Genomic DNA, 16450 nt, shown 5'->3' with positions numbered 1-16450 from the left:
GCCCCACCGGCGCCCCCTCCGGCGCCCCCCCGTCAGGCGGTTTCGCCGCGTGCGGGACGGTCGGCGAGGGCGTCCTCTTCGGCCTCTTCCGCGCGGGTTTCGGTGTAGGGGGCGGGGACATCCTCGCCCGCCATCGGATTGGTTTCGTGCAATTCGTCGATCAAGGCGGTTTCCAGATCGCGGTCGAGTTGCTTGGCGCGTTCGACATAGGCGTCGTTGAGGTGGACGGGCTGGCCGGGAACCCAGAGTTCGGCCAGATCGCGCATGGCGGCGCGGTCCACCTTGAAATAGGTCTGCGAGAGTTTCGCCGCCTCGTATTCGGTGAAGCCCATGTTTTCCAGCACGTAGCGGCCGGCGCGGATGGATGAGTCGAAGGTTTCGCGGACGATGTCATTCGCCCCGGCCTGATAGAGTTCATAGACATGCACGCGGTCGCGGGCGCGGGCGACGATGTGCAGGTCGGGGCGTTCGGCGCGGGCATAGCGGACGATGCGGTTGGCATTGTCGCGGTCATCGACGGCGACGACGAGGATGGCGGCCTCCATCAGCCCGGCGGCGTGCAGCAGGGCGGGGTTGGAGGGATCGCCGAAGAAGCCCTTCACCCCGAAGCGGCGCATGGTTTCGATCGTGGCCATGTCGCTGTCGAGGACGGTGGTGGTGAGGCCCGACATGCGGACGAGGCGGTTGACCACCTGACCGAAGCGGCCGATGCCCGCGATGAGGACGCGGCCCTTCTCGTCGATCTCGTCCGGGGTCTGGCTGGGGGTGCGGGGGCGCAGGCGGCGGGCGAGGCGTTCATAGGCGATGAAGAGCGCGGGGGTGAGCAGCATCGAAAGCGAGATGACGAGGAGGGTCGTCTGGCCATGGCCGATGGAGAGGATGCCTTGCTGGCGCGCGAAGGACACGAGGACGAAGCCGAATTCCCCGGCTTGGGCGAGGCCGAGGGTGAAGAGCCAGCGGTCATGGTTGCGCAGTCTGAAGAGCAGGGCGAGGAGGTAGAGGATGGCGGCCTTGACCGCGATCAGGGCGATGGTCAGGCCAAGGATGGTGACCGGCTGGCCGAAGAGGGTGCGCGTGTCGATGCCGATGCCCACGGTCATGAAGAAGAGGCCGAGGAGCAGGCCCTTGAAGGGTTTGATATCGGCCTCGATCTGGTGGCGGAATTCCGAATTGGCCAGCACCACGCCCGCGACGAAGGTGCCGAGCGCGGGGGAAAGTCCCACCAGCATCATGAGGAAGGCGATGCCCAGCACGATGAGGAGGGAGATGAAGGTGGACATCTCGGGCAGGCGCGAGGCGTGGACGAAGCGGAAGACCGGGCGCGACAGGAAATGGCCGGCCAGCACGATGCCCGCCACGATGGCGAGGGTCAGGCCGGTGACGGCCCAGTTGGGCAGTTGTTCCACCAGGGTCAGCAGGGGTTCGGCGGCGCTTTCGGCGCCATGGGCGGCCTCTTCCACCTCGCCATTGGTGATGCCGAACTGATCGGCGGTGGGGCCGAGGATGGCGGGCAGGGCGAGAAGCGGCAGGAAGGCCAGCATCGGGATGACGGCGATATCCTGCGTCAGCAGCACCGAGAAGGAGGCCCGCCCGCCGGCGGTGCGCATCAGGCTTTTCTCTGACAGCGTCTGGAGGACGATGGCGGTGGAGGAGAGCGACAGGATCATCCCGAGCGTCAGCGCCACCTGCCAGACGAGGCCGAGCCAGACGAGGGCGGCGGCGATGGCGATGGTGGTCAGCAGGACCTGAAGCCCGCCGAGGCCGAGCAGGCGGTGGCGCATGTCCCAGAGCGTCTTTGGTTCCAGTTCCAGCCCGATGAGGAAGAGCATCAGCACGACGCCGAATTCGGCGAAATGCTGGAGATCGGCGGTATCGGCCCCGGCGAAGCCGAAGACCGGGCCGACAAGGATGCCTGCTGCCAGATAGCCCAGCACCGAGCCGAGGCCGATGCGCACCGCCAGCGGAACGACCAGAACGGCGGCGGCAAGATAGATGCTGGCTTCGAGGAGGAGTCCCTCCATCGCGGTTCCTTCGCGCTGTCCCGGTGATGGCCTGCTGACGGGCCGATTGCGGCAAGGATGCGCCGAAGCGGGGGGCGCGTGCAAGCGCCGCGCGCGGCCCGTTAGCTGTTGGGCAGTTCCAGCACCACCATCCGCCCGCGCTTCTCATAGCGCAGTTCCGAGGCGGTGATGGCCGCGACGCGGCCGCCATCGAGCCGGTCGCCCACTTCGACCTTCACGTAGCGGCCGTTGGGGTTGCGCACGAGGGCGTAGCGTTCGGCGGAGGTGCCATAGACGCCGATCAGGTTGATGTCGCGCAGGTCGATGGCGTTGCGGACGGTGGCCTGCTGGGCCACGTTGGCCGAACTGGGAATGCGCGGGGCGACGGCGGCGACTTCGGGTTCGTTCTCCTCGACCGCGTAGGGGGCGTCATCCTCGGGGACCGGGTCGAGCTGGCGGATCGCGGCGGCGACGGCCTCTTCCACGGCGCGGTTCATGTCTTCGGGACGGGCGGCGGGGCGGCGCGAGATGGCGAGGCCGAGCGGCGAAACGGCACCTTCGGGGGCGACCAGCGCGAGGCTGCCATTGTTCGAGGCGGTGGCGGGCGCGATCAGGCCGGAGGCCACGGCTTCGGCGGCGAGCGTGTCGGGGCGGGCGGCCGGGCGGACGCCGGCAAGGCGCGAGGCCAGTTCCGGCGAGAGGGCGGCATCATCGTCGGTCGCGGTTTCGGTCGGCTGCGGCGCGGGGACGAGGTTGGCGGGACGCGCCAGCGGGCGGTTGTCGGCCAGCGCCGGATCGGCGGGGATGACGAAATCTTCGCCCGTGGCGGGCGGCGCGGCGCCCGGTTCCGCCGCGTTGCGGGCGGCGAGGGCGGCGTCGATCGCGGCGGCGGCGGCGGCTTCGGCGATGGAGGCGGGGCGTTCGGGCGGCAGGCGGGGCGGCGGACCGGCGGTAAGCAGAACGCCCTCGGGGGTGACGATCCCCTCGGGCGTGGCACGGATCAGACCGTTTTCGTCGAATTGATACATGGTGCCGAAGGGCGGCGGCGGCAGTTGTGCCGCAGGCGGCGGATCGCCCTGCGCGGCAGGCAGGGGCAGGGCCACGGGATCGACGGTGCGCGGCGCGCTGTCGGCGGCGGCGAGGAAAATCTCGTCCTGCGGTTCGCTGCTGGGGGCGGTGCGGGCCGGATCGCCTGCGACCACGGTCGTCTGCGGGGCGGGTTCGGCGGGCGGTGCGGCGGCGGTCGCCGTTTCTGGTGCGGTGCTGGCGGGGAGGGTGGCGTTGGGGTCGATCGCCTCCATCACCACGCCATCGGCGGCGGCTTCGTCTTCGGGGGTGGTTGCGACCTCGGCCGGATCGACGAGATCGGCGAGCATCTCGTCCTCCGGGGCGGGGATCGCCTCTTCCGCGAAGGCGGGATCGGTGGCGGGATCTGAGGCGGGATCGGCGGCCCCTGCGGCGGCAGGGTCTGCGGCGGCGACATCGGTCACCGCTTCGTTGCCCTGGTCGCGCCAGCTTACGTAATAGGTGGAGAGCGCAGCCGCGAGGGCGAGCATGATCAGCAGAAGGCCGGTCAGGATCAGGCCCAGATGGCGCGGCTTGCCGCGAACGGGCATCGGGCGGGTGCCGAGCCCGGCGGGGCGCTTTGCCGTGGTGGTGGCGGCGGCGGCAGTGGTGGCCGTGGCGGCTGCGGCAGCAGCGGTGGCGGTGGCGACGGGGGCCACGACCTTGGCCTTGCGGCCACCCGGGATCGAGGGGGCGGTGACCAGCGCGCCGAGGCCGCGCAGCGCCTTGGGGGCGGTGGCGGCGGGTTTCTCGCCGGGGGTTTCATAGCTGAATTTCGGCGGCGGGCGGACGCCTGCGGGGCGTTCGGCCTTGCCTTCCTTGCGGGCGGGGGCTGCTGCTGCGGCGGCGACCGGCGCGGCGCGCGGCGACATGCGGTCGGCCATGGCCGGAGCCGAGGACGGCAGATCGACCGCGGCATCGCTGCCGCGCCGGTTATAGGCCGAGAGCGCCGCGCCCGAGGGCAGCGGCGGAAGGTCGTCTTCGACCGAGGGGTCGATGAGGACGGAGGTTGCCGGGCGGCGGCTGCGCGTGTCGTCGATTGTCTCTTCCGCCACGTCGATGGCCATCGGCGCCTCGTCCATGTCGGGAATGGTGCCGGCAAGGACAGAGGATGGCGCGGGCGCTTCGCTCGGGGCGAGGGTCGCGGCGATGGCGGCGGGATCGACCGGGCTTTCGGAGAGCGAGGTTTCGGGCCGGATCAGCCCGGCGAGATCGTCCTGGAGCACGCGCAGCGGGGCCGGGGCGGGTTCCTCGGCCAGCGGCGCGGTGGCCGGTTCGGGCTGCGGTTCCGGCTGCGTTTCGGGGGCGGCTTCGGGCAGTGGTTCAGCCTGCGCTTCGGGGGCGGCTTCGGCTGCGGGCGGCGGTTCCGGGGTCAGTGCAGGTGTCGGTTCGGGCTGGGCTTCGGCTGTCGCGGCCTCGGCGGGTTCCGGTTCGGCCTGGGGTTCGGCCTGCGGTTCGGGCGCAGCCTGCGCCTCGGGTTCCGGGGCGGGTTCGGGCGCCGGTTCGGGGTCCGCGTCGCCGGTTGCGGCGGGGAAGGGGGCGGCGGCGAGGCGGATCGGATCCTGGTCACGATCCACCTTCTCGCCGGGTTTCAGGATCGTCGCGGCATGGCTGGAGGGGCCGAACCAGGGTTCGCCGCCATAGGCCGCATCATCGGGGATGGCCACGAAGGAGACCGGGTTGAAGCCGTTGGCGGCGGCGAAACCTTCCGCCTCGTCCAGCGTTTCGCGGGCGAGGACGGCGACCTGAACGGTCGGCCCCTTGCCCCAGTGATCCCAGACGAGATCGGAGACGTCATAGGGGGTCTGGCCTTCCAGACCGGCCGCGATCTGGGCGCGGCGCTTGGCGGCATCGGGGCCGGGGGCGGCGATTTCCAGATATTTTATCTGGGAATTGGGGATGACGAGCTTGGTCGTGATGCCTGCGGGTTCCAGCGCCTCGGCCTTTTCGCGCAGGGTGGCGAGGGCGGCGGGGAGATCATCGACGGCGAAGGGAGTGGTGCCGATTTCGACCCAGCCACGCCGGGTGCGGTGCAGGAGCGCGATGCTGTCATCGGTGAAGTGCAGGGCGAAATTCGGCTTCATGGCGCGGGTCTAGCACAGCTTGCGGCACGGCGGGAATGACAGGCCGAGGTTGTGCAATTCTCTACAGCAGCTTTTTGCCGAAGGAAAGGCAAGGACACGATATCCTGACTGGACGGCCCGCCCCGGACGGGTGGAAAATGCAGAAATCGCATCATTGGAGTGTTCATCATGCGCGTTCTTTCGGCGGTTTTCCTTTCGGGGGCGCTTGCGGCTGTGGCCCTGCCCGTGCCGGTGCTGGCCGAGACGGCCCCGGCCACCATCACGGTGACCGGCGAGGGCACGGTGACGGCGGCACCGGACCTTGCCACGGTCAGCCTTGGCGTGACGACGCAGGGCGAGACGGCGGCCGAGGCGATGGCTGCCAATACGTCGGCGCTGACGGCGGTGCTGGACCGGGTGAAGGCGGCGGGGGTGGAGGATCGGGATATCCAGACCTCGACCCTGAACCTCAATCCCAACTGGTCGAACAGTGACGGGTCGTCGATGCCGGTGATCCAGGGCTATGTGGCGACGAATGTGTTGCAGATCCGGGTGCGCGACCTGCCGAAGCTGGGCGAGGTGCTGGATGCGGCGATCACGGACGGGGCCAATACGCTGAACGGGATCAGCTTCGGGCTGGCCGAGCCGGAACCCGCGATGGACGAGGCGCGCAAGGCGGCGGTCGCCAAGGCGCGGGCGCGGGCGGAGTTGCTGACCGGGGCGGCGGGCGTGGGGCTGGGGCGGATCGTGTCGATCAGCGAGAGCGGCTTCATGCCGCCGATGCCGATGTACCGGATGGAGGCTGCGCTGGCCGAGGCGCCGGTGCCGGTGGAGGGCGGCGAGGTCGGGGTGTCGGCCTCGGTCACGGTGACCTGGGAAATCGCGCAGTAAGGCGGATCGCCAAGGCAGGAGGGGCGCCCGGCCGGGCGCCCCTTTTTCGTTGCGGATCAGGCGGTTGCCTTGGCCAGCGCCTGATCGAGATCGGCGATGATGTCATCGGCATTCTCGATCCCGATGGAGACGCGGACGACATTGGGCGCGGCACCGGATTTGATCTGCTGCTCTTCGGTCAACTGGCGGTGGGTGGTGGAGGCCGAGTGGATGATGAGCGAGCGCGTGTCGCCGAGGTTCGCCACATGGGAGAAGAGCTTGACGTTGTCGATCAGTTTCACGCAGGCGTCATAGCCGCCCTTGACCGCGAAGGTGAAAAGCGCGCCCGCCCCTTTGGGGCAGATGCGCGCCACGCGGTGGTGATAGGGCGAGGAGGGCAGGCCCGCATAGGTGACATAGTCGATGCGGGGGTCTTTCTCCAGCCATTCCGCGACCTTGCGGGCGTTCTCGACATGCTTGTCCATGCGGAGGGAGAGGGTTTCGATGCCCATCAGGGTGTAATGCGCGCCCTGCGGGTTCATCGTCATGCCGAGGTCGCGCAGGCCGACGGCGATGGAGTGGAAGGTGAAGGCCATCGGGCCGAGGGCGGGGTGGAAGGCGAGCCCGTGATAGGCGGGTTCGGGTTCCGAGAGCGAGGGGAACTTGCCCGACTTGGACCAGTCGAACTTGCCCGAATCCACCACGATGCCGCCGGTGACGGTGCCGTTGCCGGTAAGGTATTTGGTGGCGGAATGCACCACCAGCGTCGCGCCATGTTCGATGGGGCGGCAGAGATAGGGGCTGGCCGAGGTGTTATCCACGATCAGGGGAAGACCGACCTTGTCGGCGACCTTGGCCACGGCATCGAGATCGGTGATGTAACCCCCCGGATTCGCGATGGATTCGCAGAAGATGGCGCGGGTGTCGTCATCGACGGCGGCCTCGATCGCGGCGAGGTCGTCGAAATCGACGAATTTGGTGGACCAGCCGAAGCGTTTGATGGTCTGGCTGAACTGGGTCATCGTGCCGCCATAGAGGCGGGTGGAGGCGATGATGTTCCGCCCCGGCCCCATCAGCGGGAAAAGCGCCATGATCTGGGCGGCATGGCCGGAGGAGCAGCAGATGGCCCCGGCGCCGCCTTCCAGCGCGCAGACGCGGTTGGCCAGTGCCGAGACGGTGGGGTTGGTCAGGCGGGAATAGATGTAGCCCACTTCCTGAAGGTTGAAGAGTTTGGCGGCGTGGTCGGCGTCGCGGAAGACGTACGCGGTGGTCTGGTAGATCGGCACCTGCCGGGCGCCGGTGGCGGGATCGGGGGCGGTGCCCGCGTGGATCTGGAGCGTCTCGAAGGCTAGCTGGCGGTCGTCGGACATCGGTTCCCCTCCCAAGGATTGTTGCGGGGCGGAGGGTAGGGGAAGGCGGACGGGCTGTGAAGGGGGGGCAGGAAGAAGAGAGAATTCATCCCGTTTTCCAAGGGTTTGCGAAACGGCGTTCTGCTGTGGCCCGGGCCGGGGGATTGTGCCAGCCGTCGCGCCTGTATCCGGGCGCGGGGCGGGGGAGGGAGCGGGAGGACGGGGGGGAAGGCGGCGGGGCTGCCGTGAGGGGTTTTTCCGTCAGGGCAAGGGTTTGGCCGGGAGGGGCTGTGCCGTGACCTGTGCCGCAAACTGTGCCGCAAAGTGTACATACAAATCCGGGCAGAGTGGGGCGGGGAGACATGGTTAAGGGTGCGCTGCTGCACAGGGGCGATGCCGTTGCCTCGTTGGGGCCGGTCTCTGCGGCAGTGGTTCGGGTGGGGAGGGGGAGCCCTTGTTCCATCGTCCGGGCTGGGGGTGGAGCATTGCGGCCCGGCCTTGCGCGGGGTGGCAGGCCGGGCTGTGAGTATTTGGGCCAAGATGAAGGGGCGGGCGCGTTAACCTTAATGCGAGCTTGAGCGGGAGGGGATGGGATTTGGCGTGAGCCCGGATTGCGGCGCAGGGTCGGGCCTTGGGGGCAGGCGTCAGGCGCGGTCGTCCTTGGGGCTGCCCATGACGACGAAGGTGGTGATGGATTGCACCTGCGGCAGGGTGCCGAGCACCTCGGTATGCCAATGCTTGTAGGCGGCGAGATCGGTGCATTCGACGCGCAGGAGATATTCCACCGTGCCGGTGATGTTGTGGCATTCGGTGACCTGCGGGGCGCGGGAGATGGCGCGTTCGAAGGCCTCTTGCGATGCCTTGGTATGGGTGTTGAGGCCGACGGTGACATAGGCTGTGAAGCCGATGCCGAGCTGTGCGGGGTCGAGCACGGCGCGATAGCCCTTGATGAGGCCGGTCCTTTCCATCTCTTGCACCCGGCGGAGACAGGCGGAGGGAGAGAGCCCGACCCGTTCGGCGAGGATCAGGTTGCTGACCCGGCCGTCCTGCCGGAGTTCGCGCAATATGCGGGCGTTTATGGCATCTATCTTCGTCATTTGTTGTGCAGGATGCGCCTGTGGCGCTGCATTTGCAATCCCGCAGCGCGGCTTGGGTGCTAGGAATTGCGCATGACATATGAGCTTTTCCTTGCCCTTCTGGGCTTTGCCTTCGTCACCTCGGTCACGCCGGGGCCGAACAACATGATGCTCCTGGCCTCGGGGGTGAATTTCGGGCTGCGGCGGACGGTGCCGCATATGCTGGGCATTTCCATCGGCCATTCGGTGATGGTGTTTCTGGTGGGGCTGGGGGTGGCGGGGGTGTTTCTGGCGCATCCGCTGGCGCTGACCGGGCTGAAGGTCGCGGCGGTGGGGTATATGCTGTGGCTGGCCTGGAAGATCGCGCAGGCGGGGGCGCCGGGGGCGGGCAAGGCCGGGGGGCGGCCGATGACCTTTTTTCAGGCGGCGGCGTTTCAATGGGTGAACCCGAAGGCCTGGGCGATGGCGCTGGGCGCGGTGGCGGCCTATGTGCCGGAGCCTTCGGTCGGGGCTTATGCGGCGGTGGCGGGGGTCTTTGCGCTGGTCAACCTGCCGTCGGTCGCGGTCTGGGCGGCGGCGGGGCAGGGGTTGCGGCGCTGGCTGGAGGGGCCGGGGCGGCTGCGCCTGTTCAACTGGGGGATGGCGGGGCTTCTGGTGCTGTCGTTGATCCCGGTGGTGGGGATGGAGATGTGAGACGGCCCTTCCCCGCGGGAGGGGAAGGGCTGGTGGGGAAGGGCTGGGCGTCAGTCGGTCACGACGTGATTCATGCGGAGGGCAAGGATCGCATCTTCGATGTCGGACGATTTGCCGCTCTTGATGGCGAGGATCAGTTTGCGCGCCTCGTCGCTGCCGATCGCGGTATGGTTCATGATGTCATGGTCGCGCACCTGTGAGGGGGTGAGGCGCTTGTTCGGATCCGAGCTGAGCATACCGTTCAGGAAGTTATCCAGATCCGTGCGACCGGTGCTTTCGCGCAGACCGCCCGGACCAATCGCATTGGTACCCGACTGTACCCATTTATTGATGAAGGGGGCATCTTGTCCCGTGTTGTTATTCTGGGTGAGGCGTCCGCCCAGAAAGAATTCCAGACCCGCCGATCCGAGACCGAAAGTGTCGAATGACGCCCCCACCTTGAGATCGGAGTTTGCCAAACGAGGGGCCGGTTTCTCCAGCCGGTTCTTGATGTCAGACAGGTTTGAAATGAAGTCTTCATGCACACGCGTCTTTTTTTGCAAGTCGAGGGAATTGAACACCTTGCCGAGGGAATGGAAGATCTGTGTGACGAAACCGTCCATCGTTTTGTATTCGTTCTCGAGCGTCTTTTTCTTTCTGACCTCCGCCTCGTCCTTCATTTGCCCGAATTCAGGTGCGCCGTAATCCACGTTTTGGGCGAGTCCATGGTAGTCGGGTGCGATCCGGGATGTCTCGATGCCGTCGCCAAGGTCGATCAGCACGGTCGTTCCGTCGCCGGACAGCATCATGTTGGGCGCCTTTACATCGCCGTGGGTCAGTCCCTTGCCGTTGATCATGGCGAGGCCCGTTGCTGCGTCCTTCAGGACGGTAAGGCTGATGATCCTGTGTTCGAAATCGCCGATAACTCCGTCTTCCCTCAGTTGCCGGACTTCCTTGGCAAGAGTGTCGATGTTTCCGTTCGGCATCAGGTCGCCGATCAGGGCGACGTAGCCGCCTTCAAGTTCGACATGGCTGGTGAAGCCCACGGCATTCGGGTTCTGCTCCATCATCCGGCTGGTGTTGTAAAGTTCGAGCGCCGCCTTCTTGCTCTGGTTCTCTGGCAGGGTCTCGTCGGATATGCCGCCTTTATTGGGCAACTTGACGGCCAAGGTGGTTTTGCCGTCCTCGGACGTGTAGCGGACCACAGCACCGAAACTGCCCATGCCCATGACGTTCTCGGGTTTAAACACGGTGTCGTTTATCAGCAGATTGGGGGCGTCGACGGTCAATTCCTTATTCTCCAGCGTGAATGGGAGCACGCGGGAGCCTTCGATTTGCTCGTTCCTGTTCGGCTGGAGGTCCGGGACCGTCTCGATCACGTTCATGTTGGCTTCGATCAGTTTGGTGACCCGAGTGGTGAGCGAGTCGAGATTGGAGAGAAGCCGTTGCATGGACCCAGAGTTCGAGGCGATGCCCTTATCCGCCATCGCGCCGACGAGTTCCTTGGCGCTGGCCCAGAGTTCCGAAACGGGCGCGCCGAGGTTCCACTGTTGTAATTCGCCGTTACGGTTCTTCGTGATGTTCTTGCTGTCGAGCTGTGAAAACTTCTCCTGGACCTCCTGGCCCACGGTTCCGATGAATTTCGCAAGGGTCTCGGTCGCCAGTTCGCGCTTCTTTTCGAATTTGGTGCCCCTGTGCTCGCCCTCGCCTTCAGAGCGGAGCCGATCCTTGATGTTGCGGAAGAAATCCTTGCCGGAGGTTCCGCGCGTGTAGAGGACGGTGTTGCCCTCATCGTCCTTGCGCGCGAGAACATCCTTGCCGGATCTCTGCGTTTCGAGAAAATCCTTGATGTCGCTGAGCTTGGTGTTTTGCGTGATGGTCAAAGACATGGCGTGGTCCTTCACAGGCGCATGAGGGAAGGGTCGAATTCCGGCGGCATGGTCGCGCCATCCGGTGCGGGCAGGTTCCCGGCGAGGAGGAGCGCCCAGCTTGCCGTATGGCCGGCGAGCGCGACGCAGCAGTCGGCGATGAGGCGGGGGGTGAGATCGACGGCGGCAAGGATCATGGACAGTTCGACTCCGCCGCTGTCGGGGCGAAGCGCGAAGCGCAGGCCGCCGCTGCTGCGCCAGAGCCCGTTGGCGGCCAGCATGGCCGTGTAGAGGGAGAGGAGATCGGCCGTTTCAGGGACGTCGATGACGGCGCTGAAGCCGATCAGGTCTTCCTCGGGGAGATTGACGATGAGGATGTCCAGATGCTCGAAGCGGACCGCCCAGAGCGCGGGCGCGTCTTCGATCGCGATGATTTCAAGAATGTGTTCGTCGAATTCCCCGGCCGCGCCGATGATCGGGTTGAGATCTTCGTTCCGCATGGTCCTGTCCCCGCTGTTATTGCGAGGGTCAGGCTAGCAGCGCGGGTCTTCGGGGGAGGTGCCGTTCGACACTGACGCGAGGCGCTGCCTAGCGCACCCAGAGCCCCGCGCGCTTGATGGCGTTGCGGAGGGCCTGTTCCTTGCGGGGGAGGTTGGTGCGGTCGAAGAGGGCGCGGACTTCCTGGCCCTGTCCCTTGTAGAGCATCTTCCGGAAGGGCGGGTATTGGGTGAGGACCTGCTTCACCTTCGGGTCGGCGGCGGCCTGTTCCATGGCGGCGACGGCCTGATCGCTTTCGCGGGCGAAGAAGAGGGGCAGGATGCGCCAGTGGCAGGTGAGCCCGCCATCCAGCCCGGCGAGATCGGGGCCGGGGCGGCCGCCGCCGAGGGCGTGGATCACGAGGGGCAGCGCCACCTGGTCGAGCCAGGGGTCGAGGGATTGGCAGGCCAGTTCGGGGCCGGGATTTGCCGCGATCTCGGTGGCGTATTTCAGGAAGAGCGCGCCGAAGCGGCGGGGGCTTTCATGCAGGAACCAGCCGGCGTTGAAATAGAGGTAGCGCTGCCAGTATTCATCGGGCTGCGTCAGGTCGAGGCTGGTGTCGAAATCGAGGCCGAAGCGGGTGTAGAGGCTGCGCCAGATGTCGGAGTAACCGGGGCCGTAGAGTTCGATCTGCGGCCAGGTGCCTTCGCGTTTCATCGAGGCGGAGGGGCGGGTGAAATCCGGTGACAGGGTGGCGATGTCGCCGGTGATGATCGTGTCTGTATCGAGGAAGAGGAAGGGCGCGTCGGGGATATGGGCCAGCGCCTCGATCTTGTTGCCATGGGGGTAGCGGGCGCCGAAGGCGCGGCTGTCGAAGGGGATGACCTCGGCCCCGAGATCCTGGAGGAGGGCGAGGGTCGCGGGATCGGTGATCTGGGGGTTTTCGGCCCCCCAGAGCGGGCCGGGGCGCGGGGTGGCGATCAGAAGGCGGCCCCGGAAGCCCGGCGCGTGTTTCCGCAGGGAGGCGGCGAGGAGGACGGCTTCGTATTGCAGCCGCCCCGCCTGACCGATGCAGAGGATGTTGAACGCGGGCAACGCGGAACGCCTTCGGCGATCAGGAGGGGGTGAAGCGGAGCGACAGGCAGGACATGCCGCCGTCGAGTTTCGCGCATTCGGAATTGCCGATTTCCACCACGGAGAAGCCCGCCCGTTCGATGCGCTGCTTCGTGCCGGGGAAGCCTGCGGGCATCAGCACCACGTCGTTGAAGCGGATGGTGTTGGCGGCGGCCTCTTCGCCCGGTGCGGTGTGGATGACGGTATAGCCGTCGAAGCAGCCCGAGGCGGAGAGGCGTTCGGTGGAGAGGATCGTATCGGCATCCAGAAGCGAGCAGTCGGTCTTGAAATGCAGGACGCCGGGGGGGGTGTGCACCTCGCGCAGGGCATGGCCCCAAGGGGTGACGATGGCGCGCAGTTCGGCGATGCCGGCGGCATCGGTGCGGGCGGATTGGCCGACGAGGATTTCGCGCCCCGTCACGAGGATATCGCCGCCTTCGATGGTGCCGGGGCCTTCGATGCGGGCGATGGTGCTGTAGAGGGCGCGGAGATGGGGTTCCATCTCGGCCGCCTCGCCCAGCCGGGTGGGGGCACCGGGGCGCATGATGATGGCGCCCTGGGGCAGGCAGAGGGCGGTGTCTTCGACGAAGACCGAGTCGGGATAGGCGTCGAGGGCGGGCAGTTCGATCACCGTGGCGCCGGTGGCGCGGAGGGTGGCGATATAGGCCGCATGATGGGCCTGCATCGTGGCAAGGTCGGGCGTGCCGGTATCGACGGCGCGCAGGCCCTGGATGATGGAGGCCGCGGGGCGGCGGGTGATGGCATGGGTGAAGCGGAAGGAGGCGTCTTGGGTCATGATGGGGCAGGAGTAGCAGAGGATGCGCGGCGGGGCGACAGGGGAATTGCGGGGGCGGGGTCGGCTGTGACAGGCTTTCGCCGAGGGCGCGGCCCTTGGGGGCGCGGAACGGGGGGGATGGAAATGGGATCTGGGCGCGGCGCAGTGGGCGCGTTTCTGGGGGCTGTGGTCGGGGCCGGGCTGGCGGGCTGTGTCCCGTCGATCGAGGGGGCGTGGCGGATCACGGCGGTTTGCCCGCCGCAGAGCCATTTCGGCGCGATCACCATCTTGGCGGAGGCCGAGGTGGCCGAGCGGGCGCGGGGGGAGTATTTCGGCATCATCACCAACAATCTGGGCGAGCGGGGGCAGTTCGCGGCGCAGATGGAGCGGTCGAACCTGCGGGTGCAGACGTCCTGGGAGGGGCAGTTGCCGACCGAGGCGCTGCTGGTTGCCGATCCGGGCGGGCGGTCGTTCCAGGGGATCGACAGCAATGGCTGCGACCTGACGGTGGTGCGGCCCTGAGCACGGTGAGTGATTGGGGGGAGTGGTGGGCGACCCTGGAATCGAACCAGGCATGGGTCTCCCCGGCGGAGTTACAGTCCGCTGCCGCACCTTGCAGCTCGTCGCCCGACGCGAGGCGGGGGATAGCCGAGGGGGGAAGGGGCGTCAAGGTGGAAAGCGGGGATTTGTGGCTTGCATCCGGGGCGGTTCGGGGGACATGGATGGGGGGAGGCGAGAAGGGGATGCGGGCATGAAGACCGGGGCCAAGAAACCGACCTGGGTGATCGACAAGGAACGCGCGAAGCGGGCCGAGGCGAAGGAGACGGTCTGGCTGTTCGGCATCCATGCGGTGCGGGATGCGCTGGTGAACCCGGCCCGTGAAAAGCTGCGGCTGGTGGTGACGAAGAACGCCCATGACCGGTTGGAGGCGGCGATTGCCGAAAGCGGGATGGAGGCGGAGATTGTCGATCCGCGCAAGTTCGATGTGCCCATCGACGAGGGATCGGTGCATCAGGGCGCGGCGCTGGAGGCGCGGCCGCTGAACTGGGGCAAGCTGGCCGATGTGGCAATCTCGGGCGCGGGGGCGCCCTTGGTGGTGCTGCTGGACCGGGTGACGGACCCGCACAACGTGGGGGCGGTGCTGCGGTCGGCGGAGGTGTTCGGCGCGCGGGCGGTGATCGCGCCGCGCCACCATTCCGCGCCGGAGACCGGGGCGCTGGCCAAGACGGCGAGCGGGGCGCTGGAGCGGCAGCCCTATCTGCGGGTGACGAACCTGGCCGATGCGATGGTGGAATTGAAGGAGATGGGGTTTGTCCTGATCGGGCTGGATGGCGACGGGACGGTCCCCTTGGCGGAGGCCATCGCCTCGGTCGGGACGCGGCCCGTGGGGCTGGTCCTCGGGGCGGAAGGGCCGGGGCTGCGGGACAAGACGCGCGAGACCTGTGACGTGATCGCGCGCATTCCCTTTGCCGGGGCTTTCGGGTCGCTGAACGTGTCGAACGCGGCGGCGGTGGGGCTTTATGCGGCGTCGCAGAGATAGGCGTTCAAGAGAAGGCGGTGTTCACGAATGCGGGAACAGGTCTTAAATCCCGGACTGCGCCATCTATGTCACAGGACAGGGAGCGGGTTCGGAACACCCGTGTCTCGTTCACTGTCCCTCGTTCCGCGACTTGGCGCCCGGCCGCAGAGGCCCGGGCGCCTTTTTCATTGGAGGTGAGCCATGACCGATGAGGATATCCGCCATCTGCTGCGCGAGGTGCGGACGATTGCCGTTGTCGGCTGGTCGCCGAAGCCGGAGCGGCCGAGCCATCGGGTGGCGGCCTTTCTGAAGGGCAGGGGGTTCCGGGTGATCCCGGTCAATCCGGGGCAGGCGGGGGAGATGGCGCTGGGCGAGGTGGTGCGCGCCTCGCTGGCCGAGATCGGCGGGGGGGTGGATATGGTGGACATCTTCCGGCGCAGCGAAGAGGCGGGCGCGGTGGTGGATGAGGCGCTGGCGGTTCTGCCGGGGCTGAAGGCGGTGTGGATGCAGCTTGGCGTGGTGGATGAGGCGGCGGCGGCGCGGGCGCGGGCGGCGGGCGTGGCGGCGGTGATGGACCGCTGCCCGGCGATCGAGATGCCGCGGCTGGGGATGTGAGGGGCATCCCGATCCCGAGACGGGGCCGGGATGCCGTGCGTTCCTAGCGGGACCAGGGCGGGGATTTCAGATTCCCCTTCTGCATCGCCATCATCAGCAGGATCACCCCGGTCAGGGTGCAGAAGACGAGCGCGAGGATCGACTGTTCCATGCCGAAGGTGCCGCCGGTCAGGATCGTGGGGCCGTCGATGTTGACTTGCAGCAGGCCGGGTTCGGCGACGCCGCCCGAGACGATGCCCGAATAGAGCGCCGATTGGACATAGTTCCAGCCGATGTGGAAGCCGATGCAGATCCAGAGGCGGCGGGTGACGAGATAGGCGGCGGCCAGAAGCAGCCCGGCCTCGATGCTGATGAAGAGGGCGCCGAGGAAGCTGCCGTCGGGATTGAGCAGGTGGAGGAAGCCGAAGACCGCGGAGGAGATGACGATGGCGATCCAGCTTCCGGCCATGTCCTCCAGCGATTTGAAGAGCACGCCGCGGAAGACCAGTTCCTCGAAGATGCCGGATTTGATGGCCATGGCGATGGCCGGGATCATGAAGGTGACCGGGTTCAGGCCCTGCACCTGATAGATGCCCATGAGCCAGAGGATCAGGACGCAGGCGCTGTAGAGGCCGACCCCGATCAGCAGGCCGATGCCGAATTCGCGGCCCGCGCCGGGGGTGGAGACTTCGGTCACCTCGCGCCGTTCGATGATGCGGCCCCAGGCGATGTAGAGGAGGATGGCGACCAGGCCGAGGGCGAGGGCGATGAGGGCGCCGAGGGCGGGGTTCTCTTTCGCGAGGATGAGGCGGCTTTCGGTCCAGCCCATGAAGTAGAAGAGCCCCCCGCCCAGAACGATCAGCCGGGTCAGGGGGAATTGCAGGGCGCGCAGCCAGATCGGCGCGGCGGTCGGGGATGTGTCTGCCATGGGACGGGGTCCTTTCTGCTGGCCGGTGGCGCAGCGGGGCGCGCGCGATCCGGTGGCGGAGGGAGGGGGCGTCGTTTGGCC

The 16450-nt window shown here is 67.3% G+C and carries 14 protein-coding genes and 1 tRNA gene; 5 read left to right on the top strand and 10 right to left on the bottom strand.

Annotated features, from left to right (window positions below):
* Positions 1-32: 32 nt before the first annotated feature.
* Both C0V75_RS17040 and C0V75_RS17035 read right to left on the bottom strand, forming a co-directional pair.
* Positions 33-2021: a cation:proton antiporter gene (locus C0V75_RS17040; RefSeq protein ID WP_101922182.1), complete on the bottom strand. Its 1989-nt coding sequence runs from the start codon at positions 2019-2021 to the stop codon at positions 33-35.
* A 101-nt stretch (positions 2022-2122) separates the two neighbouring features.
* Positions 2123-5149, bottom strand: a complete 3027-nt coding sequence (locus tag C0V75_RS17035; RefSeq protein ID WP_101922181.1) for a translation initiation factor 2 — start codon at positions 5147-5149, stop codon at positions 2123-2125.
* A 168-nt stretch (positions 5150-5317) separates the two neighbouring features.
* Here C0V75_RS17035 and C0V75_RS17030 point away from each other — a divergent pair, with 168 nt between their 5' ends.
* A complete protein-coding gene (locus tag C0V75_RS17030; RefSeq protein WP_101922453.1) occupies positions 5318-6019 on the top strand; it encodes an SIMPL domain-containing protein in 702 nt (233 codons plus the stop codon).
* A gap of 56 nt (positions 6020-6075) precedes the next feature.
* Here the strand turns inward: C0V75_RS17030 and C0V75_RS17025 are convergent, their stop codons facing one another.
* Both C0V75_RS17025 and C0V75_RS17020 read right to left on the bottom strand, forming a co-directional pair.
* Positions 6076-7368: an O-acetylhomoserine aminocarboxypropyltransferase/cysteine synthase family protein gene (locus tag C0V75_RS17025; RefSeq protein WP_101922180.1), complete on the bottom strand. Its 1293-nt coding sequence runs from the start codon at positions 7366-7368 to the stop codon at positions 6076-6078.
* A 623-nt stretch (positions 7369-7991) separates the two neighbouring features.
* Positions 7992-8444 carry an Lrp/AsnC family transcriptional regulator gene (locus C0V75_RS17020; protein ID WP_101922179.1) on the bottom strand — a complete coding sequence of 151 codons (453 nt, stop codon included), beginning with the start codon at positions 8442-8444 and terminating at the stop codon, positions 7992-7994.
* A 72-nt stretch (positions 8445-8516) separates the two neighbouring features.
* On the opposite strand from C0V75_RS17020, the gene C0V75_RS17015 reads away from it, so the two are divergent.
* Positions 8517-9116 (top strand): LysE family translocator, encoded by a 600-nt coding sequence (locus tag C0V75_RS17015; RefSeq protein WP_101922178.1) that lies wholly within the window; start codon positions 8517-8519, stop codon positions 9114-9116.
* 50 nt (positions 9117-9166) lie between these two features.
* On the opposite strand, the gene C0V75_RS17010 is transcribed toward C0V75_RS17015, so the two are convergent.
* The 4 genes from C0V75_RS17010 to C0V75_RS16995 all read right to left on the bottom strand — a co-directional run bounded on the left by C0V75_RS17010 (position 9167) and on the right by C0V75_RS16995 (position 13349).
* Positions 9167-10984, bottom strand: coding sequence for a protein kinase (locus C0V75_RS17010; protein WP_101922177.1), 1818 nt, complete (start codon positions 10982-10984; stop codon positions 9167-9169).
* 11 nt (positions 10985-10995) lie between these two features.
* On the bottom strand, positions 10996-11463 hold the full coding sequence (locus C0V75_RS17005; RefSeq protein ID WP_101922176.1) for a type III secretion system chaperone: 468 nt from the start codon (positions 11461-11463) through the stop codon (positions 10996-10998).
* Positions 11464-11551: 88 nt separating this feature from the next.
* The gene (locus C0V75_RS17000) at positions 11552-12535 is read right to left on the bottom strand and encodes a hypothetical protein (RefSeq protein ID WP_101922175.1); all 984 of its coding nucleotides are present in this window, start codon (positions 12533-12535) and stop codon (positions 11552-11554) included.
* 19 nt (positions 12536-12554) lie between these two features.
* Positions 12555-13349: a dimethylarginine dimethylaminohydrolase family protein gene (locus C0V75_RS16995; protein ID WP_101922174.1), complete on the bottom strand. Its 795-nt coding sequence runs from the start codon at positions 13347-13349 to the stop codon at positions 12555-12557.
* Between the two features lie 117 nt (positions 13350-13466).
* Between C0V75_RS16995 and C0V75_RS16990 the strand changes: the two genes are divergently transcribed.
* Positions 13467-13850, top strand: a complete 384-nt coding sequence (locus C0V75_RS16990) for a hypothetical protein (protein WP_101922173.1) — start codon at positions 13467-13469, stop codon at positions 13848-13850.
* 23 nt (positions 13851-13873) lie between these two features.
* Here the strand turns inward: C0V75_RS16990 and C0V75_RS23040 are convergent.
* A tRNA-Tyr gene (locus C0V75_RS23040) sits at positions 13874-13957 on the bottom strand.
* A 122-nt stretch (positions 13958-14079) separates the two neighbouring features.
* Between C0V75_RS23040 and rlmB the strand changes: the two genes are divergently transcribed.
* On the top strand, positions 14080-14868 hold the full coding sequence (gene rlmB / locus C0V75_RS16985; protein WP_101922172.1) for a 23S rRNA (guanosine(2251)-2'-O)-methyltransferase RlmB: 789 nt from the start codon (positions 14080-14082) through the stop codon (positions 14866-14868).
* 180 nt (positions 14869-15048) lie between these two features.
* The gene (locus C0V75_RS16980) at positions 15049-15462 is read left to right on the top strand and encodes a CoA-binding protein (RefSeq protein ID WP_101922171.1); all 414 of its coding nucleotides are present in this window, start codon (positions 15049-15051) and stop codon (positions 15460-15462) included.
* Between the two features lie 43 nt (positions 15463-15505).
* Here the strand turns inward: C0V75_RS16980 and C0V75_RS16975 are convergent, their stop codons facing one another.
* Positions 15506-16369, bottom strand: a complete 864-nt coding sequence (locus C0V75_RS16975) for a CPBP family intramembrane glutamic endopeptidase (RefSeq protein WP_101922170.1) — start codon at positions 16367-16369, stop codon at positions 15506-15508.
* Positions 16370-16450: the final 81 nt, after the last annotated feature.

It is taken from the genome of Tabrizicola sp. TH137, from assembly GCF_002855575.1.
GTDB lineage: Bacteria > Pseudomonadota > Alphaproteobacteria > Rhodobacterales > Rhodobacteraceae > Paragemmobacter.
This window is presented reverse-complemented; position numbering and strand designations above follow the sequence as displayed.

Excerpts from the sequence above, each read along its gene's own strand:
- C0V75_RS17035 (WP_101922181.1), bottom strand. The coding sequence starts at position 5,149 with ATGAAGCCGAATTTCGCCCTGCACTTCACCGATGACAGCATCGCGCTC.
- C0V75_RS17015 (WP_101922178.1), top strand. The coding sequence starts at position 8,517 with ATGACATATGAGCTTTTCCTTGCCCTTCTGGGCTTTGCCTTCGTCACC.
- C0V75_RS17030 (WP_101922453.1), top strand. The coding sequence starts at position 5,318 with ATGCGCGTTCTTTCGGCGGTTTTCCTTTCGGGGGCGCTTGCGGCTGTG.
- C0V75_RS17005 (WP_101922176.1), bottom strand. The coding sequence starts at position 11,463 with ATGCGGAACGAAGATCTCAACCCGATCATCGGCGCGGCCGGGGAATTC.
- C0V75_RS17040 (WP_101922182.1), bottom strand. The coding sequence starts at position 2,021 with ATGGAGGGACTCCTCCTCGAAGCCAGCATCTATCTTGCCGCCGCCGTT.
- rlmB (WP_101922172.1), top strand. The coding sequence starts at position 14,080 with ATGAAGACCGGGGCCAAGAAACCGACCTGGGTGATCGACAAGGAACGC.
- C0V75_RS16980 (WP_101922171.1), top strand. The coding sequence starts at position 15,049 with ATGACCGATGAGGATATCCGCCATCTGCTGCGCGAGGTGCGGACGATT.
- C0V75_RS16975 (WP_101922170.1), bottom strand. The coding sequence starts at position 16,369 with ATGGCAGACACATCCCCGACCGCCGCGCCGATCTGGCTGCGCGCCCTG.
- C0V75_RS16990 (WP_101922173.1), top strand. The coding sequence starts at position 13,467 with ATGGAAATGGGATCTGGGCGCGGCGCAGTGGGCGCGTTTCTGGGGGCT.
- C0V75_RS16995 (WP_101922174.1), bottom strand. The coding sequence starts at position 13,349 with ATGACCCAAGACGCCTCCTTCCGCTTCACCCATGCCATCACCCGCCGC.
- C0V75_RS17010 (WP_101922177.1), bottom strand. The coding sequence starts at position 10,984 with ATGTCTTTGACCATCACGCAAAACACCAAGCTCAGCGACATCAAGGAT.
- C0V75_RS17020 (WP_101922179.1), bottom strand. The coding sequence starts at position 8,444 with ATGACGAAGATAGATGCCATAAACGCCCGCATATTGCGCGAACTCCGG.
- C0V75_RS17025 (WP_101922180.1), bottom strand. The coding sequence starts at position 7,368 with ATGTCCGACGACCGCCAGCTAGCCTTCGAGACGCTCCAGATCCACGCG.